Annotated in this window: 17 protein-coding genes and 1 pseudogene; 13 read left to right on the forward strand and 5 right to left on the reverse strand. The window is 72.9% G+C overall.

Features of this window, described 5'->3' with window-relative positions; translation table 11 throughout:
* Positions 1-51: 51 nt before the first annotated feature.
* On the forward strand, positions 52-207 hold the full coding sequence (locus tag CV755_RS35080) for a DUF6131 family protein (protein WP_164503281.1): 156 nt from the start codon (positions 52-54) through the stop codon (positions 205-207).
* A 153-nt stretch (positions 208-360) separates the two neighbouring features.
* On the opposite strand, the gene CV755_RS34620 is transcribed toward CV755_RS35080, so the two are convergent.
* Entirely contained in the window at positions 361-507 is a 147-nt protein-coding gene (locus CV755_RS34620) for a hypothetical protein (RefSeq protein WP_161968663.1), read from the reverse strand.
* 148 nt (positions 508-655) lie between these two features.
* Here CV755_RS34620 and CV755_RS10945 point away from each other — a divergent pair, with 148 nt between their 5' ends.
* Entirely contained in the window at positions 656-1906 is a 1251-nt protein-coding gene (locus CV755_RS10945) for a serine hydrolase domain-containing protein (protein ID WP_109279995.1), read from the forward strand.
* On the opposite strand, the gene CV755_RS10950 is transcribed toward CV755_RS10945, so the two are convergent.
* Positions 1873-2898 carry an Orn/Lys/Arg family decarboxylase gene (locus CV755_RS10950; RefSeq protein ID WP_422070534.1) on the reverse strand — a complete coding sequence of 342 codons (1026 nt, stop codon included), beginning with the start codon at positions 2896-2898 and terminating at the stop codon, positions 1873-1875. The two genes, CV755_RS10945 and CV755_RS10950, sit on opposite strands and share 34 nt — an antisense overlap.
* A pseudogene (locus CV755_RS37150) lies at positions 2811-3419 on the reverse strand (Orn/Lys/Arg decarboxylase N-terminal domain-containing protein); the annotation flags it as partial. The gene CV755_RS10950 and the pseudogene CV755_RS37150, both read right to left, overlap by 88 nt.
* Positions 3420-3593: 174 nt before the next feature.
* Here CV755_RS37150 and CV755_RS35085 point away from each other — a divergent pair.
* The 4 genes from CV755_RS35085 to CV755_RS10965 all read left to right on the forward strand — a co-directional run bounded on the left by CV755_RS35085 (position 3594) and on the right by CV755_RS10965 (position 6616).
* Complete coding sequence (locus tag CV755_RS35085) at positions 3594-3746, forward strand: hypothetical protein (RefSeq protein WP_164503282.1); 153 nt, start codon at positions 3594-3596, stop codon at positions 3744-3746.
* The gene (locus CV755_RS10955; protein WP_109279996.1) at positions 3746-4789 is read left to right on the forward strand and encodes a hypothetical protein; all 1044 of its coding nucleotides are present in this window, start codon (positions 3746-3748) and stop codon (positions 4787-4789) included. Before CV755_RS35085 ends, CV755_RS10955 begins: the two co-directional genes overlap by 1 nt.
* 89 nt (positions 4790-4878) lie before the next feature.
* Positions 4879-5223 (forward strand): SCO4402 family protein, encoded by a 345-nt coding sequence (locus tag CV755_RS10960; protein WP_109279997.1) that lies wholly within the window; start codon positions 4879-4881, stop codon positions 5221-5223.
* Between the two features lie 190 nt (positions 5224-5413).
* Complete coding sequence (locus tag CV755_RS10965) at positions 5414-6616, forward strand: PP2C family protein-serine/threonine phosphatase (protein WP_109279998.1); 1203 nt, start codon at positions 5414-5416, stop codon at positions 6614-6616.
* Between the two features lie 33 nt (positions 6617-6649).
* On the opposite strand, the gene CV755_RS10970 is transcribed toward CV755_RS10965, so the two are convergent.
* Positions 6650-7255: a mycothiol-dependent nitroreductase Rv2466c family protein gene (locus CV755_RS10970; protein WP_109279999.1), complete on the reverse strand. Its 606-nt coding sequence runs from the start codon at positions 7253-7255 to the stop codon at positions 6650-6652.
* A gap of 169 nt (positions 7256-7424) precedes the next feature.
* Here CV755_RS10970 and CV755_RS10975 point away from each other — a divergent pair, with 169 nt between their 5' ends.
* The gene (locus tag CV755_RS10975; RefSeq protein WP_109280000.1) at positions 7425-9098 is read left to right on the forward strand and encodes a bifunctional 3'-5' exonuclease/DNA polymerase; all 1674 of its coding nucleotides are present in this window, start codon (positions 7425-7427) and stop codon (positions 9096-9098) included.
* 156 nt (positions 9099-9254) lie between these two features.
* Here CV755_RS10975 and CV755_RS10980 read toward each other — a convergent pair whose 3' ends face one another.
* The gene (locus CV755_RS10980; protein WP_109280001.1) at positions 9255-9923 is read right to left on the reverse strand and encodes a transglycosylase SLT domain-containing protein; all 669 of its coding nucleotides are present in this window, start codon (positions 9921-9923) and stop codon (positions 9255-9257) included.
* 557 nt (positions 9924-10480) lie between these two features.
* Here CV755_RS10980 and CV755_RS10985 point away from each other — a divergent pair.
* The 6 genes from CV755_RS10985 to CV755_RS11015 all read left to right on the forward strand — a co-directional run bounded on the left by CV755_RS10985 (position 10481) and on the right by CV755_RS11015 (position 24147).
* Positions 10481-11746 (forward strand): MFS transporter, encoded by a 1266-nt coding sequence (locus tag CV755_RS10985; protein ID WP_241561124.1) that lies wholly within the window; start codon positions 10481-10483, stop codon positions 11744-11746.
* Positions 11747-11818: 72 nt separating this feature from the next.
* The gene (locus CV755_RS10990; protein WP_109280003.1) at positions 11819-13102 is read left to right on the forward strand and encodes a non-ribosomal peptide synthetase; all 1284 of its coding nucleotides are present in this window, start codon (positions 11819-11821) and stop codon (positions 13100-13102) included.
* A 79-nt stretch (positions 13103-13181) separates the two neighbouring features.
* On the forward strand, positions 13182-16319 hold the full coding sequence (locus CV755_RS10995; RefSeq protein WP_109280004.1) for a non-ribosomal peptide synthetase: 3138 nt from the start codon (positions 13182-13184) through the stop codon (positions 16317-16319).
* Positions 16316-17473: an acyl-CoA dehydrogenase family protein gene (locus CV755_RS11000; RefSeq protein WP_109280005.1), complete on the forward strand. Its 1158-nt coding sequence runs from the start codon at positions 16316-16318 to the stop codon at positions 17471-17473. Before CV755_RS10995 ends, CV755_RS11000 begins: the two co-directional genes overlap by 4 nt.
* 54 nt (positions 17474-17527) lie before the next feature.
* Positions 17528-21508, forward strand: coding sequence for an amino acid adenylation domain-containing protein (locus CV755_RS36005; protein ID WP_241561125.1), 3981 nt, complete (start codon positions 17528-17530; stop codon positions 21506-21508).
* Positions 21505-24147 (forward strand): condensation domain-containing protein, encoded by a 2643-nt coding sequence (locus tag CV755_RS11015; RefSeq protein WP_109280006.1) that lies wholly within the window; start codon positions 21505-21507, stop codon positions 24145-24147. The genes CV755_RS36005 and CV755_RS11015 overlap by 4 nt, the downstream gene beginning before the upstream one ends.
* Positions 24148-24191: the final 44 nt, after the last annotated feature.

Consider the following 24191-nt stretch of genomic DNA (forward strand, 5'->3'; position numbering starts at 1 on the left):
CAGGGAACATAGTGAAAGGGGAACAATTCCACGAAAACCGGAGGATATCCCATGATCATCCTCGGAGTGATCCTCCTCATCATCGGATTCGTAACCGGCATCTCCATCCTGTGGACCATCGGCATCATCCTGCTGGTCATCGGCGCGATCCTCTGGCTGCTGGGCGCCCTCGGGCACGCGGTCGGCGGACGGCGGCACTACTATTGACCAACGCCACCGGAGGAGTTCACCGGCTCGTCAACTCGCCCTTGTCAACTCGCCTACGTGCAACGGGGGCTGAGCGGAAGACGCTCGGCCCCCGAGCCCGGCCGCCGCCAACGCCCGGGCGGCAAGGGGCACTTGACGACGGCCTGGACGGCCTCAGAATTCACGGTCAGTGACCGCCGGGCACCGGCTCCAGGACGTCATGTCCCGGCGCACCGGCCCGTCCCGGAGTTCCACCCTGGGGTCCACCTGGTCGCGCACCCACTTCTCGGGGCTGGGCTGGTATTCGCCGACGAGCGGCATGACGGCTCCGCCTCTTCGTCGATGAAGCGCCTCGGCGGCCATTGTCACCCACTCCTCGGCTCCGCGCCCGGCATACCGCATGGATACTCTCTTGCCTGCTACTCCTGATATTCAGGGCAAGTCATCGGCAGGCAGGGGAACTTAACTCATGGTGAGATCCGGGCGGGCGCGTATCACGGCGGCGCTGGCCGCCGTACTGACCCTGGTGGCCACCGGTCCGGCGCGGGCGTCGGCCGGCGGTGGACCGCCTGCACCGGACACCGCGGCGGTAAGGACCGCCCTGCGGCAGGTGCTCTCGGCCGGAGCGCCGGGCGCCTTCGCAGTGATCGACGACCATGGCGGGTCCACGGAGGTGCGCCGGTCGCTGGCGGTGGGGCAGGCCGACCTCAAGGGCACCGGCATGAACGCCGGCTGGCGGTTCCGGGTGGGCAGCAACAGCAAGATGTTCGCCTCGGTGCTGGTGATGCGCCTGGCCGAGCGGGGCCTTATCGACCTGGACAAGCCGCTGCGCGGCTATCTCCCCGCCGGGACGCTGCCCGCGGACTGGGACATCACCGCGCGCCAGGTGATGGAGCACCGGGCGGGCGTCTACGACCACACCGACGACCTGCTGGAGCAGCCCGGCGAGGAGACCACCGCCGCCTTCGAAAAGCGCATCCGCGACAGCGTCTATGACCCCAGGGACCTGGTGGCCCTTTCGGTGAAGCACGGTACGCAGTATCCGGCCGGCACCAAGTACGCCTATTCCAACACCGACTTCGTGCTGATGGGCCTGGCGGTGGAGCACCTCACCGGACGTCCCTACGCCGAGGTGCTGCGGGAGCAGATCCTCCAGCCGCTCGGGCTGCGTGAGACCTCGTTCGTGGTGCCGGAGAAGAAGATCGCCGGGGCGCATATCACCGGCTATCTCACCAATGACGACCGCACCAAGCCCTTGCTGGACTCCACCGAGCAGACGGCCTCCTGGATCTGGAGCGCCGGGGCGGTGATCTCCTCCGCCGCCGACCTGGACCGTTTCCTCACCCATCTGCTGGCCGGCGGCTCCGGCGGGCTGGTCTCGGACGCCTCGCTGCGTCAGATGACGGCCGTACTGCCCACCCCCACCGCCAACATCGGCTATGGCCTGGGCATCAGGGAGATCGCCCTGTCCTGCGGCAAGGTGCTCGGTCATGGCGGGATCGTCCAGGGCTACCAGACCCAGTCCTTCGCCCTGCGGGACGGCCGGCGGACGGTGGTGGTCTTCGCCAACGCCTCCAACAACGGTGCCGTCACCCAGGCGTTGATGAATGTCCTGGAGCCCGCCTTCTGCGGCACCGCGCACCAGGGGCGCAGGGTGCCGGTGGCGCAGGAGGAAAGGCGCGCGGGTCAGGAGTCCACCCGCACACACTCGATCCGGTAATCGCCGGTGGCCGGGTCCACCGTCACCCCATGGGTCTCGCTACCGAAGCCGGGAAAGGCCCGGTCGAACGCCTCCAGAGCGCCCAGGTACCGCAGCAGTGGGCCGTCCGCCGCACCGGTGGTCTCCCCCGGCATCAGCACCGGGATCCCCGGCGGGGTGACGGTCCCCATGGCGGCGGCCACACGTCCGGCCGCGTCCGCGATCCTGACGCGTTCCGTGCCCTCGCGGATCAGCCGCTGGTAGCACCAGCGAGGCGTGGTCACCGCCTCTGGCAGTTCCCGGAAGGCGGTGTCCAGCAGGGTGACCAGATTCGTCCGCCGCAGCTGCTGGTGCATCTCCTGGCACAGGGCCCGCAGGGTGAGTCCCGTATAGCGCTGGGGGTGGCGGGCCGGCAGGCCGGGCAGTACGCGTTCCAGTGGCGCGTCCTGGTCGTAGAGAGCCTTGAAGTCCATCAGGGCGTCCAGCAGGGTGCCCCACTTGCCCTTGGCGATGCCCATGGAGAAAAGGATCAGTGCGGAGTGGCCGTCGGTCTTCTCCACCATGATGTTGCGGCCGGCCAGATAGACGGTCAACACCCTTGCGGGTACGGCTGGTTGCTCCTGCCGGCCGCCGGTGGCGCTGACGCCCGGGCAGGTGAGGGTGACCTTGACCGGGTCGAGCAGACAGTAGCCGGGGTCGAGTCCGGGGAAGCCGTGGCAGTCGGCGTCCGGGTCCAGCTGCCGGCAGGACGGCTGGGTGCGCAGCAGTTCCATCGGCGCGTCGGCGAAGGGGTGTTGTTCCCCGGTGGCCGGGTCGGTGACGGTCTCCGGCTGCCAGACCCCGAAGAACCAGGCGGGCCGGTCGCCCGGCGTAGAAGTGAGCCGAGTTCCTCCACGGAGATCGACAGGTCGCTGCGCAGCAGCCGTTCGCCGAAGTGGTCGAAGAAGGCGCGTCCCACCGGTGACTTGAGGAAGGCGACGCCGCCGGAGTGGGCCGGGGTGTGCCAGGAGTATTCATGGGTGTCGTGGAACCGGCTGAGCGCCTTGAAGAACGGTGGGAGGACGGCCTCCCGGTAGGCCCGGGCCTCGCTGACGGTCCGTCCGGCGATAAAGGCGGGGGTGTCCTCCAGCGGCCAGATATAGCCGGTCACGGTTTCGGCGACCCACAGGGGCAGGCGGTCCAGGTCCTGGTCGGCGGCGTCGGTCATCACCAGCAGGGCGGGCAGGTCCTTGAAGCGGCGGCCGATCTGGCGCAGTACGGCCGCGCCACCGGGTTCGCCGGGGCCGCCGCCGGGCGCGGGGGTCAGGTACCAGGCCACCACGGCGGCCGCGAGCCCGGCCTCGGTGCGCAGCACCGCCTGGGGCTCGCCCGCGCTGCGGGCCCGGCGTACTTCCAGGCCCTGGGCCTCCACCTCGCGCTGGATCCGCTGGAACTGCTCCGCCGCGGATTCCTGGCCGCCGCCAGGGTCCCCGTCGAGGGCGAATAGGACGGTTCCGGTTCCATTGGCCATGACGTCCCCCGTTTGCCGCATCATCCGGCCGTCGTCAGCCAGTGTTGCCGCCGGGGGCCGCGCTGGTCAGCGGAGTGCGGTCCAAACCACCCTACGGGGGGGATCGGCGCCCCCGTGCCGAATAAACCTCGCCGAAAGGGGCACTCGGCCCGCGGGACATCTGCACCCGCATCTGCAGCTCTCATCCCGGGAGTCACCATGGCCGATACCACCCCCTCCCAGGCCGAAGGGGAGCGCGAGGACGACGAGGAACAGCGCAAGCACCCGATGACGCCGCACACCACGCCCTCCCAGGCGGAGGGTGAACGGGACGAGGAGGAGAACAACTCCGCCCGGGAGAAGCCGGCTTGATGAGCACGGACGGCGGGGGTCACCGGCCCGGGGCCTGGTCCCGGTTCGCCGCCTCGCCGTTTCTGCCGGCCACCGTGCTGGTGCTGCTTGTGGCGGCGGCGGCCGGGCTGTTCGCCGGTTCGTACACCTACGCCATGGCCAACCCGACCCCGCACCGCATTCCCGTCGCCGTCACCGGTGTGCCCATCTCCCAGGCCAAGCGGACGGAGTTCGTCCGGGGCATGGAGCACGCCCTGGGCACCTCGCTGAAGCTGCACTCCTATGGAAGCTATCCGCAGGCCCGGGACGCGGTGGAGGAACAGAAGGTCTACGCCATCCTGCTGCCGCGCCCCCAGGGCGCCCAGCTGGATGTGTCCGGGGCCTCCGGCGCCACGGTGGCCCAGCTGCTGGCCGAGACCGCGCCCCGGGTGGGCCGGGCCATCGGGGTGCCGGTCACGGTGCGGGACGTCAACCCGCTGCAACGGGGCGACCCGCGCGGTCTGGCGCTGTTCTACATCACCCTGGCGGCGGTGATCCTGGGCTTTATCGGCGCCGTCCAGCTCAGCGTGAACGCCCGTGCCCTCAACCCGGCCGAGCGCGTCGCCTTCACCGTGGCCTACTCCCTGCTGGGCGGCTTCGCCATCGGCGCGATCGTGGACTGGGGGCTGGGGGCGCTGCGCCTGCCGTTCCTGGAGTCCTGGGGGATCCTGGCGCTGACCATGTTCACCAGCGGCATGGTCTTCACCATGTTCAACACCGTCTTCGGCCGCTGGGCCATGCTGCCGACCTGGGGCCTGATGGTGATCCTGGGCAACCCCTCCTCCGGCGGCGCGGTCTCCTGGCCCCTGCTGCCCTCTCCCCTGGGCACCATCGGCCGCTGGCTGCCGCCGGGCGCCTCGGTCAACGCCCAGCACACCGCGGTCTACTTCCGCGGCCACCAGCATGTCTTCCCCTTCGCGGTGCTGGCGGTGTGGGCGGCGGTGTCCACCACCGTCTTCTGGGTCTGGCGCCACCGCCACCCGGGCGGCCGCCGCGAACTGGCTGTCCCGGAGGGGGAGGGCTGATTTCCCGCGAGGGCCTGAGGGGCGAGCGGAAATCGTGAAACGATCAGTGGGTGGTCCCTGAAGAACAACACCCCGTACGGCTCGGAGACATGCGCGACGAGGTCATCTCGGCCGTCCGGTCGCTGGCCGACCGCGAGCACCAGCAGCGGGTCTGGGTCGAGCGGCGGTTCCCGCACCCCGGCTACTTCGACGACTTCTCGCTCAGCCTGAACATTCTGGATGATGCGACGGTCCTTGACCGCCCTCACAAGGCCGTTGGGTTCACCTTGAGGTCCGGGCACGAGGCGGAGGCGATGGCGCGGCTTGCCGAGCGTCTCGATGAGGTCCTCCGGGCAGTCGGTCGTCAAGAGCCCGATGCCGCGTTCCTGGCGTCCCCGCTGTGGGCTCAGGTGGTCAGCGCGGCCAACGACGCACTCCACACCCTGACTTGCTGACCGAACATTTCCCGGGCGGCGGGCCGGCGCGGCGGCGGACCTCTCGCATGCCGTTGCGATCTTCCGGGTTCTGTGATCCATTCGACGTAGTGCACCCGCGGGTTTCCCGGGTCTCCGGGCGCCGTCCGGGTGCGGGCAGTGTCCCGTGCTGGCGAGTCGCAAGCGTGCAGCGACGCCGGAGGTGGGCGGCATGTCTGACCCCCCAGAACCGCAGGGCCGCGAGGACGGTGATGAGCAGCTTCTGCAGGATCTGCTCCGCGAGGTTCATCTGACCGCGCCCTACCAGCTTCCCGCGGTGTTCAACCGCTGCGCGGAAGCGCTCGGTATGCGTACGGCCATCATCTATCTCGCCGATCTCCAGCAGCGGCTGCTGATACCGCTGGACCACGGGGACGAACCGCTGCCGGTTGACTCGGGTGATGCCGGCTGGGCATATCGCACCATCTCGCTGCGGGTGCACGAGTGCGAGGACGGCCTGATCGTCTGGGTGCCGCTGGTGGACGGCGCCGAGCGGCTGGGAGTGCTGGGAGTGCACGCCGATGCGGTGGACGGAGCACGGCTTCGGCGGTGCCGGATCCTGGCGGCGGTGCTGGCGATGGTGGTCACCTCAAAACGGGCCTACAGCGACTGGTTCGTCGGGCACACCCGGACCGCGAAGATGGCACTTTCCGCCGAGATGCTGCGGGCATTCCTGCCGCCGCGGACCATCGGCAGGACCGGGGTGATCTCCACCGCGGTCCTGGAACCGGCCTACCAGGTCAGCGGTGACGCCTTCGATCACTCCCTGACCAAGAACATCCTGCATGCGAGCATCTTCGATGCCATGGGGCACGACCTGGCCGCGGGGCTGACCACCTCCGTGGTGATGGCCGGCTGCCGCAACGCCCGCCGTTCCGGTGCCGGCCTGCTGTCGATGGTGGAGGCTGTGGACGAAGCCCTCGCCCATTGGGTGCCCGACCATTTCTGCACCGGTCTGCTGTGCCGGCTCGATGTCGATACCGGCATCCTGCAGTGGTGCAACTGCGGCCATCCTCCGCCCCTGTTGATCCGCGGCGGGCAGGTGCTGGACCGGGCTCTGGAACGCGCCCCCGAGCCACCGATGGGCCTGCCGTTCCTGCTCGGCACCAGCACTCGCGAGATGCACGAGACAGTGCTGGTGCCGGGCGACCGGGTACTGCTGTACACCGACGGGATCACCGAGGCCCGGAGCGCGGCCGGGGAGGAGTACGGCCTCGACCGGTTCACCGACTTCATCATCCGCTCCACCGCGGCCGATGAGGCACCGGCCGAGACGCTGCGGTTGCTTGTCCACGCCTTCCTCGACCACCAGCGGAACCGCCTGAACGACGACGCCACCATGCTGCTGGTCGAGTGGTGTCCGGAGAGCCGGTGACCTCTTGGCCGGGCCCGGGCGGCGGCGGAACGGTCAGCTGAAGTCCAGGCCGCCCGTGCGGGAGCGCTTGAGCTCGAAGAAGTTGGGGTGCCCGGCCAGCAGCCGCACTCCGTCGAAGACCCGCAGGGCTTCCTCGCCCCGGGGAATGGCGGTCAGTACGGGGCCGAAGAAGGCCACGCCATCGATATGGATGGTGGGGGTGCCGACCTCTTCACCGACCGCGTCCATGCCCTCGTGGTGGCTCTTGCGCAGTTCCTCGTCGTATTCGGTGCTGTGGGCCGCGTCCGCCAGCGACGCGGGCAGCCCGGTCTCGGCCAGGGCCTCGGCGAGGAGCGCGTCGCTCACCTCGCGGTCCGCGTTGTGCAGGCGGGTGCCCAGCGAGGTGTAGAGGTCGCGCAGTACCTCCTCGCCGTGCTCGCGGGCGGCGGCGATGCATACGCGCACCGGGCCCCAGCCCACGTCGAGCAGCCGGCGGTAGCGCTCGGGGAGGTCCTCGCGGCCCTCGTTGAGTACGGACAGGCTCATCACACGGAAGCGGAGGTCGAGCTCGCGGTGGCGTTCCACCTCCAGGATCCAGCGGGAGGTGATCCAGGCGAAGGGGCAGATGGGATCGAAGTAGAAATCGACTCGGTGTGTCACACCCCGAGGTTATGGGCGGGGTGCGCGGGGCGTCCGGGCCATTTGGCCACCAAGATCGTGGGCTACTTGGCCGGGCCCGGTGACACCCGCCGAGGTTCCGTCCGGGCCCTTCCATGTCCGGACAGGCCGTCCGGGCCCGATGTCGGACCCCGCTGGCAGACTCCGGACCATGAGATGGGCGGTGACGGACGAGGGCGAGGAGGGCGTCCTGCTGTGCCCGCTGGACGCCGGGGGGCGGCCCGCGGGGCCGGTGGAGCGTGCGGCGAGTCTGGCCGAGGCGGTGCGCGAGCGGCCGCGGGTGACGCGCTGGGTGTGGCGGTCCACGGCGCGGGTGTACGGGCGCCTGCTGGCCGCCGGGGTGCAGGTGGCGCGCTGCTATGACGTGGAGGCGGCGGAGGCGCTGCTCATCGGACATGAGGAGGGCCAGGCGGGGCAGCCGCGCTCGCTGGCGGCCGCGTGGGCGCGGCTGCACGGGCTGCCGGTGCCGGCCGATCCCCCGCCGGCCGCGCCCGGCTCCCAGCCGTCCCTGTTCGACCCCGGCCCGGCGCCGCTGCCGCCGGGCACCGATCCGCTGGGGGCGCTGCTGGAGGTGTACGCGGGCCAGCAGGCCCGGATCGGGCGGGCGGAGCATCCGGAGCGCCTGCGGCTGCTGGTCGCGGCGGAGTCGGCGGGCACCCTGGTGGCGGCCGAGATGAGCCGGGCGGGGGTGCCCTGGCGGGCCGATGTGCACCGGGCGCTGCTCACCGAGCTGCTGGGCGAGCGCTATCCGGGCGGCCAGGAGACCCGGCGGCTGGCCGAGCTGGCCGAGGAGGTGTCGCGGGCCTTCGGCGAGGGGGTGCGGGTACGGCCGGATCTGCCCGCCGATGTGGTGCGGGCCTTCGCCCGGCAGGGCATCCGGCTGTCCTCGACCCGGGCCTGGGAGCTGCGGGGCGTGGACCACCCTGCGGTGCCCGCGCTGCTGGAGTACAAGCGGCTCTACCGCCTGCATACCGCGCATGGCTGGTCCTGGCTGCAGTCCTGGGTGCGTGAGGGCCGCTTCCGGCCGGTCTTCCTGCCCGGCGGCGCGGTCACCGGCCGGTGGACCACCAATGGCGGCGGGGCGCTGCAGATTCCCCGGGTGATCCGCCGGGCGGTGGTGGCCGATCCGGGGTGGCGGCTGGTGGTCGCCGACGCCGACCAGATCGAGCCCCGGGTGCTGGCCGCGATCTCACGGGATCCCGGGCTGATGGAGGTGGCGGGCAGTGGCCGGGATCTTTATGCGGACCTGGCCGAGCGGGCCTTCGCCGGGGACCGGGAGCGGGCCAAGCTGGCCATGCTGGGCGCGATCTACGGCCAGACCTCCGGTGACGGGCTGAAGCACCTGGCCGGTCTGCGGCGCCGCTTCCCGCGGGCGGTGGAGCTGGTGGACGAGGCGGCGCGGGCGGGCGAGGAGGGGCGGCTGGTGCGCACCTGGCTGGGCCGTACCAGCCCGCCCGCGTCCACCGCGCCGGCCGGCGGTGAGGAAGCGGGGCTGCCGCAGGAGGAGCCGGTGTACGGCAGTACGCCCGGTACCCGGGCGCGGGGCCGGTTCACCCGCAACTTCGTGGTCCAGGGCAGTGCGGCGGACTGGGCGCTGATGGTGCTGGCCATGGTGCGGCAGGAGCTCGCCGGGCTGCGGGCGGAGCTGGTGTTCTTCCAGCACGACGAGCTGATGGTGCACTGCCCGGAGGAGGAGGCGCCCGCGGTGGTGGAGGCCATCCGCACGGCCGGGGACCGGGCCGGGGCGCTGGCTTTCGGGCCGACCCCGGTGCGGTTTCCGTTCACCGTGGGGGTGGTGGGGTGCTATGCGGATGCGAAGGGGTAGTTTGCCGCGTTTCCGGGTGCGGGCCGTTGCGGAGCCGGTGATGCGCCCTTACGCGCAGGGCGGCGGCATCCGGCTGTGTGCCGGGTGCCGCCGCCCTGCGCGTGCGGGTTGAGGGTGGCTGGTCGCGCAGTTCCCCGCGCCCCTCAACGGGCGCTCTTAGTAAGCGGAGTTGACGTTGTCCATGGAGCCATAGGTCTTGGCCGCGTAGTTGCAGGACGCCACGATGTTGGCCACCGGGTCCCAGATGTTCCACGAGGTGCCGTCCACATGGAACGCCTTGAAGGTGGGGTCGATGATCTGCAGCAGACCCTTGGACGGGATACCGGCCTGGGCATTGACATCCCAGTCGTTGATCGCCTGCGGGTTGCCGCTCGACTCACGCATGATGTTGCGCTTGATGCCGTCGTAGGAGCCGGGGATGCCCTTGGCGTGCATGATGTCCAGCGCCTGGCTGATCCAGCCGTCCAGGTTGTCCGCGTAGGACTTCGGCGCGACGCGGACCGGCTTGCGGGCCTCGGAGCGGCCGGCGGCGGCGCCCTTGGCGCGGTCCCGGCCGGCCTCGGCGGCGGCCTTCTTCTTGGTGTCCGCCTCGGTCTTGGCCTTGGCGGCGGCATCGGTGGCGTGCCGGGTCAGCGTGCTCTGGTCCACGGTGGCCGGCGCCTTGGCGTTCCAGGCGACCGGCTTGATGCCGACCGACTGCGTCTGGGCGGCGGCGTTGCCGGTGACGGTGAACACCAGGGCGGCGGCACCGGTGGCGGCGAGGCCGACCGCGGAGAGCTTGTGGAACGTGGTCAGGCGGCTATAGCCAGAGTGGTTGGAGCGCATAGGCGAGCTGAACCTCTTCCGCTGGGGGACATTCGGGCCGCGAAAGCGGCGCCGCGTCTGTGCGACGGCGCCGTGCGACCCGGACATTGTTAGCGGCGGAAAATCCGGCCGGCAAAGGTGTGACGTACGACGGACTTTCGTGCTCAGGGCGGGCCAACAGCCCCGTGCCGGGCCGCCATGGGTTCGCTGAGCACTAGACGGTTTCGTAAGTGATCCAGCTCCTATGGGCGGCCTCACAGCGCATGGCCCGTTCGTATACGGAGCGCGAGCGTGCGCTACATCCGGAGCTCACCCGCCAAGAGCCGGGCCAACCACCGGAATCCCGCCCTCCGGCACCGAAATCCGGACATCCCTCCACCCGGCCCGCCCCGCCGTCCGAACCCCAGCAGCAACATCAACACCACTGGTCGCGGTCAGCGCTGTTTGATCACCGGATGCCGCTCATTTACCGCCCGGCCGCTCGTAGTTGTTCGCAATGCGAACATAACTGACCGAAAATATCCGCCCGTTTTTGACTGAACGGGGCGCCCTGACCAAATGTCTGGCAAATGTTGTCAATGACGCCTGGCGGCAGCGGTCCATTACGGAACGGTGACTTCCGCCTGCTGCTGGCCGGTGCCACCGCCGGTCAGCTCGGCGCCCAGGTGACCGTGGTGGCGCTGCCCCTGGTCGCGGTGGTCGAACTGCATGCCTCGGCCCTGCAGACCGGGGTGCTCACGGCCGCCGAGACGGCCGCCTTTCTGCTGGTCGGCCTGCCCGCCGGGGCCTGGGTGGACCGGATGCGCCGGCTGCCGGTGCTCATCCGGGCGGACACGGTACGGGCCGTGGCCATGGCCGGCCTGCCGCTGGCCGCCTGGTCCGGCACCCTGACCATGGCCCAGCTCTATCTGGTGGCCCTGGTCACCGGAGTGGCCACCGTCTTCTTCGATGTGGCGCACCAGAGTTATCTGCCCGCCCTGCTGCCCCGGGAGCAACTGGTCAGCGGCAATGGCGCCCTGGAGACGGTGCGCTCCTCCGCCCAGGTGGCCGGGCCGGGGCTGGGCGGCGGCCTGGTGCAGGCGGTGGGGGCGCCGTTCGCGCTGGTGGCGGATGCCCTGGGCTATCTGCTGTCCGCCCTGTTCCTGCGCCGTATCCGCACCCCGGAGGCCGCGCCGGTGGCGCCCGCCGCCGGGGCCTCGCTGCGGGCCCAGGTCGCCGAGGGGCTGGCGTTTGTCTTCGGCAACCCGGTGCTGCGGATGATCGCCTGTGCCACGGCGGTGGCCAACTTCTTCAACGCCATGCTGCTGGCGGTGCAAACCGTCTTCCTGGTACGGGTGTTGGGCCTGCCGCCGGGTGTGCTGGGGCTGATGATGTCCGCCTCGGCGGTGGGCGGGCTGGCCGGGGCGCTGAGCGCCGGCGCGCTGGCCCGGGCGCTGGGCCGGGCCCGGGTCATCTGGCTCTCGACCGTGGTCACCGGGCCGTTCGCGCTGCTGTGGCCGCTGGCCGGGCATGGCGCCGCCGCCCTGTGGTACGCCCTGGCCTCGGCGGTGGTCTTCTTCGGCGCCGTGGTCTACAACGTCGCCCAGGTGAGCTTCCGCCAAATGCTCTGCCCGGACGCCCTGTTGGGCCGGATGAACGCCACCTTGCGCTTTATGGTCTGGGGCACCATGCCCTTCGGCGCCCTGGCCGGCGGGGCCATCGCCTCGGCCGCCGGGGCGCGTTCCGCGGTCTGGGTGTGCGCCGCCGGGTTCCTGCTGGTTCCGGTGCCCCTGCTGCTGTCCCCGCTGCGGCGGCTGCGCGATCTGCCCGAGCCGGCCGCCGTCCTGCGCCCCGAGGCGGGCTGATCCCCGCCCGGGTGCGACACGCCCCCGTCCTTCCCCATACAGCCGCACCCGACCGGTGCGCGGGAGGTCCCAGTGCAGTCCCCGTCCAGTCACAGCATCACCGCGTCCTATCTGGCCGGCTACCGCCGTATCGCCGAACAGGCCGCGGATCCGGGCCAGTTGCTCCCGGTCACCGGCGCCCAGCGGCGTTTTCTGCTGGCCCGGCGCCTGGATCCGGGCCAGCGCCCCGCCCTGGTGCCGCTGTTCTTCGCCTTCCCGCGGGGTGCGCTGGACCTGGCGCGGCTGCGCGCCGCCGCCGGTCATCTGGCCGCCCTGCACCCGGCGCTGCGTACCGTGCCGGAGGTGCCGCGGGGTGTGCCGGTGCAGCGGATCGGCACCGCCGGGGGCTGGTTGCGGCGGGTCACCGCGGGTCCCGGCGAGCGGGCCGGGCAGGCGCTGCTGCGCGAGCTGGACGCCTGGTCCGCCGAGGGCCCGCCGCTGCGGCTGTGGCTGGCGGCCGACGGCGAACGGGAGGTCCTCGCCCTGGTGCTGGACCATGGTTCCTGCGACGAGCACTCGCTGGGCCTGGTCACCGACGGCCTGGCCGCCGCCTATGCCAACGGCCTGGGCCCGGCCGAGGTCCCGTCATGGCGGGCGGAGCAGGAGCTGGCCGCCTACCGGGAGGCGGTGCACCTCCAGCTCACCGCCGAACAGCGGGCCTCCGCCCCCGGGTTCCTGGCCTACTGGGGCAAGCGGCTGTCCGTCCTCGCCCCTCCCCCGCCGCCCCCGCCGTCCGGCTCCGGTCAGGACACCGGCTCCTTCCGGCACCGGCTGCCGCTGCCGCCGGGCGGCGCCCGGACGGTGGCCTTCCCCGCCCTGCTGGACGCCTGCACCCGGGCCGTCCGCCGACTGCACGGCGGCCGGCGGGTGCCGGCGCTGGGCTACCCCTGGGGCGGCCGCCCGGCCGGTGCGCCACCGGTGCTGGGCTGCTTTCTCAACACCGTGGTCCACCCCGCCGGCGACGAGGGCCCCGAGGAGCGCACCGCCGCCTGGTGGGACGACCTGGACCATGCCGACACCCCCTTCGACCAGGTCGTCCATGCCGCCCGGTGCGCCGGTGCGCCCTGGTCCGGCGGGCTGGACGGCCTGCTCACCTTCGAGGACCTGCACCGCCGCCCGCCGCTGCGGCTGGGCGAGGCGGTGGGCGAAGAGATCTTCTTCGACGCCCGCCCGCTGCCGGCGCCCCTGGCGGTGTCCGTCTCCTATGGCACCGATCTGCTGGTCCGGATGGCCTGGCGGCGCACCGTGCTGCCCGCCGGACCGGCCGAGGAAGCCTTCACCACCCTTATCGATGCCCTTGCCGCGTCGGTGAGTTGACCACCTGTCATGGCGCACCGCCCGCCCGACCGGCGTCCGGTGCACCGGCTGCGAGACCAAGCGACCGGAAAGGTTGACCATGTTCGGACTCTCCACATCCCAGGAGATCGTCTGGCTGCACGAGCAGATGCAGCCCGGCAGCCGCGCCTACAACTTCACCGCCACCATGGACCTGCGTGGCGAGCTCGACCAGGACGCCCTGCGGGCCGCGCTGGGTGCCGCCCTGGAGCGGCACCCGGGGCTGCGCCTGGAACTGGTGGACGCCCAGGGGGCGTTGCCCGGCCAGCGGGTGCGGGAAGGGTGTCCGCCACGCCTGCGCACCGTGGACCTGAGCGGGCAGGAGGATGCCGAGGACACCTTTCGGCGGCTGCTGCGCACCGAGGCGGAGACCCCGCTGGATGTCCATCAGGCCCCGCTGCTGCGCTGGACCCTGGTGCGACTGGGCGAGCGGCACCACCGGCTGATCCATGTGGAGCACCATCTGGTGCACGACGGGCACTCCTTCGCCATTCTGCTGCGGGACGTCTTCGGCGAGTACCGCTCGCGGGTGCTGGGCGAGCCGCTCCAACTGCCCGCGGCGCCCTCGTACCAGGAGCACATCGCGGCCGCCCAGGGCCCGGGCCGGGCCCAACGGCAGGCGGCGAGCCTGGAGTTCTGGCGTGATCAGCTGGCGGGGGCCGCCTTCGATCTGCCGCTGCCCGGACTGACCCGCCCCGGCGCCCGGCGCCGGCACGCCGGCGGCCAGCTGCGCCAGGCCATCGACGCGGAGCTGGCCGAGCGGCTGCGCGCACACAGCCGGGCCCAGGGCCATACCCCGTTCTCCACCCTGCTGGCGCTCTTCGCCGAGTTGCTGCGCCGCCACAGCGGCCGGACCGATCTGGTCATCGGCACCGCGGTGGGCAACCGGCCGCAGGGCTTCGAGGAGACCGTCGGGATGTTCGTCAACACCATTCCGCTGCGTCTGCGGCTGGACGCCGAGGCCCCGGCGCGGGAGGTGGCGGACGAGGTCACCGATGGCCTGATCCGTGCGCTGCCGCACCAGGAGGTGCCGGTCCAGGTGCTCACCCGGGAGCTGGGGCTGCACACCTCCGGCGCGGACAACCCGCTGTTCAGCGTGATGTTCAGCGCCCATGACGCGGCACTGCCGGAGATCGTGGTGCCGGGGCTGGAGGTGTCGCTGTTCGAGGGCTTCAACACCGGCACCACCCGCTTCGATCTGGACCTGGTGCTGATGCCGGACGACCGCCGGATGGTCGGCCCCCGGCAGGGTCCCGCCGGGATGACCCTGGTGTGGGACTACGACCGGGATCTGTTCGACGAGGCCACCGCGGCCCTGCTGGCCGAGCGCTTCCTGGCCCTGGTCCGGGCGTATCTGGACGCGCCCGAGGCCCCGATGGCCGCGCTGGCCCCCCAGCCGGCCGCCGCCCCCGCGCCGCTGGCCGCCGTGGACGGTACGGTGCTGGACCCGCTGTCCCGTCATGACGCCGGCCGGCTCGCCCTGCTCAGCGGCGCCCGGCAGCTCACCTATGGCGAACTCTACGGCATGGTCCAGGAGTTGGCGGGCCGGCTGAGCGGGGCCGGGGTGCGGCGCGGGCAGCCGGTGGCCGTGGTGCTGCCGCGCGGTACGCACAGTGTGACGGCGCTGCTGGCCTGTCTGCGGCTGGGCGCGGTGTACTGCCCGCTGTCGCCCAACGACCCGGCGGACCGGCTGCGGACGCTGCTGGAGCGGCTGCGCCCGGCGCTGGTGCTCACCGACCGGGAGAGCGCTCTCTCGCTGCCCGCCGAGGGGCTGCCGTTGGCGCTGCTGGACGGTCCGGCCTTCCCGGCCGCCGAGGACGCCGAGTGCCTGGCGGACGCCGCCTATGTGATCCACACCTCGGGCTCCACCGGCCTGCCCAAGGCGGTGCTGGTGGGGCGGGAGGCGCTGGCCCGGCATGCCACCGCCATGGCGGCGCGGTTCGCACTGTCCCCGGCCGACCGGGTGCTGCTGTTCGCCCAGCCCTCCTTCGATGTGGCACTGGAGGAGGTGCTGCCCTCGCTGCTGGCCGGCTGCGCCCTGGTGCTGCCGCAGCGGGAGGTGCCCACCGGGCCGGAGCTGGTCGCGGTGCTGGCCTCCCGCCCGGTGACCGTGGCCAATCTGCCGACCAGTTATCTGCTGGCGGTACGCGGGGAGTTGACCGAGGCGCTGCGCGAGGGGATGTGGCAGCCCAGGCTGCTGGTCCTCGGCGGTGAGCGGCTGCCCGCCGCGGCGCTGCGCGAGCTGCTGGCGGCCACGGACGCCACCGTGCTCAACGCCTATGGCGTGACCGAGGCGGCCATCACCTCCACCGTCCATGAGGTGTCCCGCGAGCCCGACGGGGCGGCCGAGGTGCCGCTGGGCCTTCCGCTGCCAGGGGTGGGCGTCCATGTGCTGGACGACCGGCTGCGTCCGCTGCCCGGCGGGGCGGTGGGCCAACTGGCCATCTCCGGCGGGGGGCTGGCCGAGGGCTACCTCGGTGATGAGCGGGCGACGACGGCCACCGCCGAGCGGTTTGTCACCGTACCGGCGCTGGGCGATGAGCGTGTCTATCTCACCGGCGACCTGGGCTACCGGGACGAGCATGGGCTCGTCCACTTCCTGGGCCGCCAGGACAACCAGGTCAAACTGCGCGGCTACCGGATCGAGCTGGAGGAGATCGAGGCGGCGGCCTCGGCCGAACTGGGCGGCCGTTCCTGCGCGGTGGTGCTGAGCCGGCTGCCCGCCGGTCCCTGTCTGGTGGGCTTCCTGGACGGCGGCGCGGAGGTGGACCAGCCGCTGCTGCACAAGGCGCTCTCCGCCCGGCTGCCCGCCGCCCTGGTGCCCTCGCACTGGATCCGGCTGGACCGGATGCCGCTGCTGCCCGGCGGTAAGCCCGACCGCACCGCGCTGGCCCGGCTCGCCGCCGAGCACCGGCCCGAGGAGGAGGGCGCGGTACGGGACGGTGAAGTCCCCGACCCCGCCGTGGAGTTGCTCAGCGAGGGCTGGCGCGAGGTGCTGGGCCATGACCGCTTCTCGCCCTCCTCGCACTTCTTCCAGGTCGGCGGGCACTCCCTGCTGGCCGCCCAGCTGGCCGCCTGGCTGGAGCCCCGGCTGGGCAGCCGCCCGCCGCTGCGGGTGCTCTTCCAGCACCCGGTGCTGGCCGAGCAGGCGAGTGCGGTCATGGCGGCGGTCCGGGCGGTCCCGGAGGAGGCCCGATGAACACCGGCCCCTCCTCGGTCCTGGAGACCGAGCACCGGGAGATCGTGGACGCCTTCGAGTCCTTCATCCGCCGGGAGCTGGTGCCGCTGTCCGCCGAACTCCCGGAGTCGGGGGACCTGCCGCCCGCCGAGCTACGCGCATATGTCCGCAAGCGCTCCGCCCGGCTGGGCTTCTACGCGGCCGACCACCCGGAGGAACTGGGCGGCGCCGATATGCCGTTCACCGCCGTGGTGCTGCTGCATCACGCGGCCGGCCGCAGCGGCTGCCCGCTGGCCCCCTATGCCCTGGCCGGCTCGGACGGGCCGAGCCCCCTGCTGCGCCAGGGCACCGAGGAGCAGATCAAGCGGTATCTGCTGCCGCTGGTCCGGGGCGAGGCCACCCGCTGTCTGGCGCTCACCGAGCCCAACGCGGGCTCGGACGCCTTCCAGTTGACCACCACCGCCCGGCGCGAGGCGGACGGCAGCTGGCTGCTCTCCGGCCGCAAGACCTTTGTCAGCAATGCCGGGCACGCCGACTTCGCGCTGGTGGTGGCCCAGGCCGAGGGCGGGCCCACCGCCTTTGTGCTGGAGATGGACCACCCCCGGCTGCGCATCGGCCAGCGCTACCAGGGCATGTCCGGCGAGGAGTTGTACGAGCTGGTGCTGGATGAGGTGCGGCTGCCCGCGGAGGCGGTCATCGGCGGCGAGGCAGGGATCGGCGCGGCACTGGGCCATGGCATCGACAGCCTCTCCCGGGGCCGGCTGGTGGTGGCCGCCATGTGCAATGGCATCGCCGAGTACGCGCTGCGGCTGGGCGTGGAGTACGCCCGGGAGCGGCGGGCCTTCGGGCAGCGGATCGGCGCGTACCAGCACATCCAGGAGCATCTGGTGAGCAGCCGGGCGGAGGTGGAGGCCGCCAAGCTGCTCACCCTGGCCTGCGCCCGGCTGGTGGACCGGGGGACGGAGGCGCCGGAGAACGCGGCGCTGGCCAAGCTGACCGCCTCGGAGACCGCGGTGCGGGTGGTGGACCGGGCGCTGCGGGTGCATGGGGCGACCGGCTGGGTGCGCGGCCATCCCCTGGAGTTCCTCTACCGCTATGTCCGGATGATGACGATCATCGAGGGGACCTCGGAGATCCAGAAGGTGATCGTCGCCCGGGCCATGGGCCTGGGCTGAGCGGTTCGCTCTTTCCTCATGCGACGCACCCCGATTCATGGAGTTCGAGGAATCATGACCACTGCATCGATCGTTCACGGTCCTGCCCTGGACCCCGTCGGCTGGGACGATGTCCTGGCCCGTTATACCCACCAGGTCGCCCGCGACCCATCCGCCCCCGCCGTCGAGGACGGCGAACTGTCCTGGTCCTACGGCGAGTTGGATGCGCTGGCCGATGCCACCGCCGAGGCGCTGCGGGATGCGGTGCGCCCCGGGGAGCTGGTCGGTGTGTGCCTGGACCGCTCGGTGGCCCTGGTGGCCACGGCGGTGGCACTGGCCCGGCTGGGCGCCGTCTATCTGCCGCTGGGCCCGCGCCCCGGTGAACGGCGGCTGGCCACGGTCACCGGCCGGCTGAAGGTGAGCTGTCTGATCGGCGCGCCCGAGGTGCTGCCCGCGGCCTACCGCCCTCGGGGCGGGCCGCTGCCACTGCCCGCCGCCGGGGCCAACGCGGGCACCGCCCCGGTCGCCGCCTTCCCGGCGGCCGCCCCGGACGCCGCCGACCGGGCCAAGGCACCGGAGGGCACCTTCTACGCGGTGCTCACCTCCGGCTCGACCGGGGAGCCCAAGGCGGTGGCGGTCTCCGGCACCGCGCTGGCCGCCCGGCTGCGCTGGTACGCCGAGCGCACCGGGCTCGGCCCCGGCGACCGGCACAGCCTGCTGGTGGGAGTCTCCTTCGACCCGCACCTGATGGAACTGTGGGCCACGCTGACCTGCGGTGGCACCCTCGCCGTCGCCCCGGACGAGGTCCGCTGGGACCCGGACGTCCTCACCGGCTGGTGGCACCACGCCGGGGTGACCACGGCCATTGCGCCCACCCCGCTGGCCGAACTGGTGCTGGAGCGCCCCTGGCCGCGCGGTCTGCCGCTGCGGCACCTCCAGATCGGCGGCGACCGGCTGCGCCGCCGCCCCTCCCCCGAGGTCACCGCGGCCGTGGACAACGCCTATGGGCCCGCCGAGGCCACCGTCCTGGTCACCGCCCAGCCGCTGGCGGACACGGACCCGGCGGGTCTGCCGCCCATCGGCCTCCCGGTCTCCGGGGTGACGGTGTGTGTCACCGACGCGGACGGCCGGGTGGTGCCGCGCGGCACCGAGGGCGAACTCCGCGTGGGCGGCGCCGGGTTGGCGTTGGGCTACCTGGACCCGGAGCTGACCGCCCGGCGCTTTGTGGCTCCTCCCCCGGAGCTGACCGGCATCGACTGCGTCTACCGCACCGGGGACCGGGTGCGGATGCGGGCGGACGGGGTGCTGGAGTTTCTGGGCCGCCTGGACGACCAGGTGAAGATCCGCGGAGTGCGGATCGAACCGGCGGAGGTGGAGGCGGCCTTCGAGCATGACCCCCGGGTGCGGCGCGCCGCGGTGGCCGTGGACTCCTCCACTGGCGGCGCCCGGCTGATCGCCTTCATCCGCCCCGCCGCCCCGGCCCCGTCCGCGGACGCACTCCTCACCGCCGCCCGCGACTGGCTCCCGGAGCAGGCCGTACCGGCCGCCGTCCGCTTTGTTGCGGACTTCCCTCTGGACGCCAACGGCAAGGTGGACCGGGCGGCCCTGCTGGCCGGGCACGCCGGAACGGCGGCGGGCGCCCAACAGGGCGCCGCTGCCCCGCCGCAGGCCCTCGGCGCCCATGACTCCGCAGACGCCGAACTTGCGGGCAACATGGCGCCGGAGAGCCGGCGGACCCCGGACACCGAAGAGCTGGTCCTCGGCCAGTGCCGCCGCCTGCTGGGCCGCCCCGATCTGGGCCCGGACGACAACTTCCTCGCCTCCGGCGGCGATTCGCTGACCGCCGCCCGGCTGCTGACCGCACTGGAGGAGGCATCCGGCGTCCGGCTGCGGGCCCCGGAAGTGCTGCGCCAACCCGACCTCCGGTCCCTGGCCGCCCTGCTGGACTCCCGCGCACCGGGCGACAGGGCCGGCTCCGTCACGGCCGCGAACCCCGGTGCGATCGTCTCCCCGGGCGAGGACGCCGCCACGGCCGCGACCACCGGCCCAAGTTCCGCCGACGGCCCGGCAAAGATCGTCGCTCCGGGCGAAAGCAGTGACCCCAATGAGCGCACTGGCTCGACCGCGACTACCGGCAGGAGGAAAGCCGTCGATGCGAGCGAAGCCACCGGTCAATTCATGACCGACGGCCTGGGCCGAGCCACCGCCCCGACCCTGGCCCACGCCAAAGCCGACGCCCGGCCCAAGCCCGGCAACCAGCCGGAACCCGAGAACCAACCCGCCCCCGGGGTCCTGGCACAAGTGCTGCGGCATGCCGCCGTCACCCCCGCCGCGCTGGCCGTGTTCGATGGCGAGCAGGCCCTCACCTACCGCGAACTGACCGAAGCGGCCGGACAGTTGGCGGTGGCGCTGCGGGTCCGAGGCGTAGCACCCGGCACCGCCGTCGGACTGCTGCTCCCGCACTCGCCCGCCCTAATCGTGGCTCAGCTGGCCGTCTGGTGGGCCGGGGGCCACTACGTTCCGCTGGACGCCGCCTATCCGCGGCCCCGTACCGAGGCCATGCTGGCCGACGCGGGCGTCACCCTGACCGTGGGCGAGAAGGACGCCCTGGAGGCACTGGGCATACCCCCGGCCCGGGCTCTGGCCGTCTCCGCCGCGGGAGTGGCGCAGGACGGTCCGTACCTCGCCGAGGCGCTCCCGGCGATCCCCGCCTATGATCCGCGGGCCCTGGCCTATGTGATGTTCACCTCCGGTTCCACGGGACGGCCGAAGGCCGTTGGCATCACTCATCAGGGCGTGGCCGGTCTCACCATCGACCCGGACTATCTGACGCTCGGCCCGCGCGACCGGGTGCTCTTCCACTCCCCGCTCACCTTCGACGCCGCCCCCTTCGAGTGCTGGGCCGCGCTGGCCAATGGGGCCGCCGTGGTGATCTCCACCGCCGACCGGCGGTCGCTGGACAGCCTGGCGCGGGACATCGAACGGCTGGGCGCCACCACGGCCGTGTTCACCACCGCCCTCTTCCACACCCTGGCGGCCCGCTCCTCCGCCGTGTTCGCCGTGCTGCGTACGGTGATCGTGGGCGGCGAGGCGCTGTCCGCCCGGCATGCCCGCGCGGTGCTGCGGGAGCACCCCTGGCTGGAGCTGATCAACGGCTATGGCCCGGCCGAGGCCACCACCTTCGCCACCTGTCACCGGGTCACCGATGCCGACTGTGACGCCCCGCCGCCCATCGGCCGCCCGGTCGCCGGGGCCAGTGCCCATGTGCTGGACGAGCACGGGGAGCAGCTGCCGCCGGGCACCCGGGGCGAACTCTGCCTGGGCGGCGGCAGGTTGGCCACGGGTTACCTCAACCAGCCGGAGCTGACCGCCGAGCGGTTCTTCGAACACCCCACCCTGGGCCGCCTCTACCGCACCGGCGACCTGGCCTCGGCCCGTCCGGACGGAGTGCTGGACTTCCACGGCCGGCTGGACGACCAGATCAAGGTGCGGGGCTTCCGTATCGAACCCGGTGAGATCGAGCACGCCCTGCGCACCCATCCCGGTGTGGCGGACGCCGCGGTCACGGTGCTGCCGCCGGATGCCCGGCTGACCGCCTTTGTGGTCCCGGCCGAGGGCACCCGGCCCATCGCCGCCGGGCTGCGCGAGCACCTGGCCGGGCGGCTGCCCGCCCATCTGCTGCCCGGCGCCTGGTCGTTCACCGAGCGCCTGCCGCTGACCGCCAATGGCAAGGTGGACCGCGCGGCCCTGGCCGGACTCCCGCTGGACGAAGCGACGTCGAGCGCCCCGTCGAGCGCCCCGGCGGCCGGACTCACCCCGATCCAGCAGGTGGTGGCCGAAGCCTGGGGCCGGGCCCTTCAGTGCGAGGTCGATGACCCGGAGGCCGATTTCCTGGCCCTGGGCGGGCATTCGCTGCTGGCGCTCGGGGTGGTGGACGACCTCCGCGAGGACCTGGGCGTGGAGCTCACCCTGGCCGCATTCTTCTCGGCACCCACCGTGGCCGGACAGGCCACGCTGATCGAGCGGGAGCTGCTGGGCGCGGAGGAGGAGCGATGAGCACGGCCCCGGACACCGCCCGTCAGGAGGCCCTGCTGGCCCGGGCGCGCGGCCGCCGCAACTGCGCCCCGGCCGCCGCGCCCGCCGCCGATGGCCCGGCACCGCTCTCCCATGCCCAGCACCGGATGTGGCTGATGGACCGGCTGGGCCAGGATGGCGCGCTCTACAATGTGCCCTTCGCCACCCGTCTGCGCGGCGCCTTCCAACCCGAGGCACTGGCCGAGGCGTTGACCGGGCTGGTGGGCCGTCATACGGCCCTGCGCACCCGCTATCCGGTGCGCGACGGCGAGCCGTACCAGGATGTCCTCCCGCCGGTGCGGATCCCGGTGCGGACCGTCCGGGCGGCGCCCGAGGACGCTCCCCGGCTGCTGCGCGAGGAGGCGCAACGCCCCTTCGACCTGGCCGCCGGGCCCCTGCCGCGCGCCCTGCACCTGCGGCACTCGGCCGAGGAGCACACCGTTCTGCTGACCTTCCATCACATCGCCATCGACGGCGGATCGCTGGACCTGGTGGCCGCCGAACTGGCGGACCGGTATGCGGCGGCGCCGGCCGGCGGTGAGCCGGAGCCGGAGCAACCGGCCCCGCGCTACGCCGACTTCGCCCGCGCGGAGCGCGCTGGCTCGGCCGGCCTGGAGGCCGGGCTGGCGTACTGGTGCCGGCACCTGGCCGGTGCACGCCCGTTGGCGCTGCCCGGCCGTCCGGGCGGCAAACGGGGCGAGGGGCGGGTGATCGGCGCGGCGCTGCCGCCGGGCACGGTGGAGGGCCTGCGGGCGGCCGGACGGGCCCACCGGGCCACCCTGTTCACCGTGGCCCTGGCCGCCGCCTTCGCCGCGCTGCGGTCCGTCACCGGCGAGGAGGATCTGGTCATCGGCTGCGCCAGCAGCCACCGCGATCGGGCCGCCTGGCGCGAGCTGGTCGGCCTGTGCGTCAACACCCTGCCGCTGCGGCCGGATCTGTCCGGGGCCCGGGACTTCGCCACCGTGCTGGACCGGGTACGGGACGAGCTGCTGACCGCCCAGCGCCACCGGCAGGTCCCCTTCGACCTGATCGTGGAGCGGCTGGGCGCGGCCGCCCGGGACGCGGCGGGCAACCCGCTGGTGGGCGTCACCGCCGATGTGCTGCCCGAACCGGTGTGTCTGCGGCTGCCGGGCATGGCGTGTGAACCGGTGGAAGTCTCGCTGGGCACCGCCAAGTTCGGGCTGGGTCTGTTTGTGGAGACGGTGCCGGAGCCCCGCTGTCTGGTGCAGTACGACCCGGCGCGGCTGGATGAGGCGGCGGCCCGCGAACTGCTCTCCGCCTTCGCCGCGGTGCTTGTCTCGGCGGCCGGGGATCCGGCGCGGGCGCTGCCCGCCATGGCCGGTTCGCCGGCCGGCAACGCTCTGGCCGGCACCGCTCTCACCGGCGAGGCCCTGGCCGGTACCGCCCCGGCCGCCGCCGGGCAGGACGCCCGAGAGCAGAACACCCCGGGGCAGGAAGGCGCCTCGGCCGGTGCGACGGCCGCTGTGATCGAGGTTTTCGCCGGGCTGCTGGGCCAACGCCCCGGTCCCGAGGGGGACTTCTTTCTGCTGGGCGGGCACTCGCTGCTGGCGGTGCGGGTGGCGGACCGGCTGCGGGAGCGTTTCGGGGCACCGCTGACCGGCCTGGACGTACTGGAACACCGCACCCCGCGCGCCCTGGCGGCCCTGCTGGAGGAGCGGGTACGCCGCCGCTCCGCGGCCCGCGCCGCCCGCCCCGCCCCGGCCGCCCGGGCGGGCACTGTCCTGGTCACCGGGGGCACCGGCGGGGTGGGCGCCTTTGTGCTGCGGGAGCTGGCCGCCCTCGGCCGTCCGGTGCGGGCGCTGGCCCGGCCGGAGTCGGCGCATCTGGTGGCCGGGGACGGGGTGGAGGTGGCCGAGGGGGACCTGGCCGATCCGGACAGCCTGCGCGCGGCCGTCCGGGGCGTGGACTTTGTCATCCACGCCGCCTGCACCTTCACCTCTCCGGAGGTGGATACGGCGGCGATGCGGACCCTGCTGGAGGGCCGGCGGCGCGGCTCCTTTGTCTTCGTCAGCAGTGTGGACGCCTATGGCCGGCCGTCGGTGGCCGAGGTGGGCGAAGGGGCGCCGTCCGAGGAGCCGTTGTCCTCCTACGGCCGGGCCAAGCTGGAGTGCGAGCGGATGCTGCTGGAGGCGATGGGCGCCGGGGACGGGGCGAGCGTGGTGCGGGCCCCCATTGTCTGGGGCCCGCACGACCGGCTGCGTGACCAGCTGCGCTGGGGCGCCACCGGGGCGCTCTACCAGGCCGCGCTGGCCGGGGATCCGGTGGTGCTGCCACCGGCGGGCGCCCTGCCGCCGTCCGGCGAGGACTGGTCCGGCGCCCCCTGGGTGCACGCCGCCGCACTGGCGAGGGTCCTGGTGCACTGCCTGCAGCGGCCGGCAGGCGGGGTGGTCAACGCCATTGGCGGGCATGTGGGCTGGGCGGAGTTCGCCGCCGAGCTCATCCGCCTGCTGGACAGCCCCAGCGAGATCCGGCCCTCGCCCGAGGCGGCCCCGGGGCTGCTGCACCGACACCGCTACCGGGCCGAGGCCCTGGCCGAGCTGCTGGTGCCGCGCCCGGGCGAGGACTGGCGGTCCGCCATCGCCGCGATGCTGCGCGGCTGAACCGGCAACGGGCGTACACCGGAGGGGACTTGAGCCCAGTCCGG

It is taken from the genome of Streptomyces orinoci (assembly GCF_003121295.1).
Classification (GTDB): Bacteria; Actinomycetota; Actinomycetes; order Streptomycetales; family Streptomycetaceae; genus Streptomyces; species Streptomyces orinoci.

Excerpts from the sequence above, each read along its gene's own strand:
- CV755_RS10955 (WP_109279996.1), top strand. The coding sequence starts at position 3,746 with ATGAGCACGGACGGCGGGGGTCACCGGCCCGGGGCCTGGTCCCGGTTC.
- CV755_RS11015 (WP_109280006.1), top strand. The coding sequence starts at position 21,505 with ATGAGCACGGCCCCGGACACCGCCCGTCAGGAGGCCCTGCTGGCCCGG.
- CV755_RS10980 (WP_109280001.1), bottom strand. The coding sequence starts at position 9,923 with ATGCGCTCCAACCACTCTGGCTATAGCCGCCTGACCACGTTCCACAAG.
- CV755_RS35080 (WP_164503281.1), top strand. The coding sequence starts at position 52 with ATGATCATCCTCGGAGTGATCCTCCTCATCATCGGATTCGTAACCGGC.
- CV755_RS10960 (WP_109279997.1), top strand. The coding sequence starts at position 4,879 with ATGCGCGACGAGGTCATCTCGGCCGTCCGGTCGCTGGCCGACCGCGAG.
- CV755_RS35085 (WP_164503282.1), top strand. The coding sequence starts at position 3,594 with ATGGCCGATACCACCCCCTCCCAGGCCGAAGGGGAGCGCGAGGACGAC.
- CV755_RS10985 (WP_241561124.1), top strand. The coding sequence starts at position 10,481 with ATGACGCCTGGCGGCAGCGGTCCATTACGGAACGGTGACTTCCGCCTG.
- CV755_RS36005 (WP_241561125.1), top strand. The coding sequence starts at position 17,528 with ATGACCACTGCATCGATCGTTCACGGTCCTGCCCTGGACCCCGTCGGC.
- CV755_RS10975 (WP_109280000.1), top strand. The coding sequence starts at position 7,425 with ATGAGATGGGCGGTGACGGACGAGGGCGAGGAGGGCGTCCTGCTGTGC.
- CV755_RS10945 (WP_109279995.1), top strand. The coding sequence starts at position 656 with ATGGTGAGATCCGGGCGGGCGCGTATCACGGCGGCGCTGGCCGCCGTA.
- CV755_RS34620 (WP_161968663.1), bottom strand. The coding sequence starts at position 507 with ATGCCGCTCGTCGGCGAATACCAGCCCAGCCCCGAGAAGTGGGTGCGC.
- CV755_RS10965 (WP_109279998.1), top strand. The coding sequence starts at position 5,414 with ATGTCTGACCCCCCAGAACCGCAGGGCCGCGAGGACGGTGATGAGCAG.
- CV755_RS11000 (WP_109280005.1), top strand. The coding sequence starts at position 16,316 with ATGAACACCGGCCCCTCCTCGGTCCTGGAGACCGAGCACCGGGAGATC.
- CV755_RS10995 (WP_109280004.1), top strand. The coding sequence starts at position 13,182 with ATGTTCGGACTCTCCACATCCCAGGAGATCGTCTGGCTGCACGAGCAG.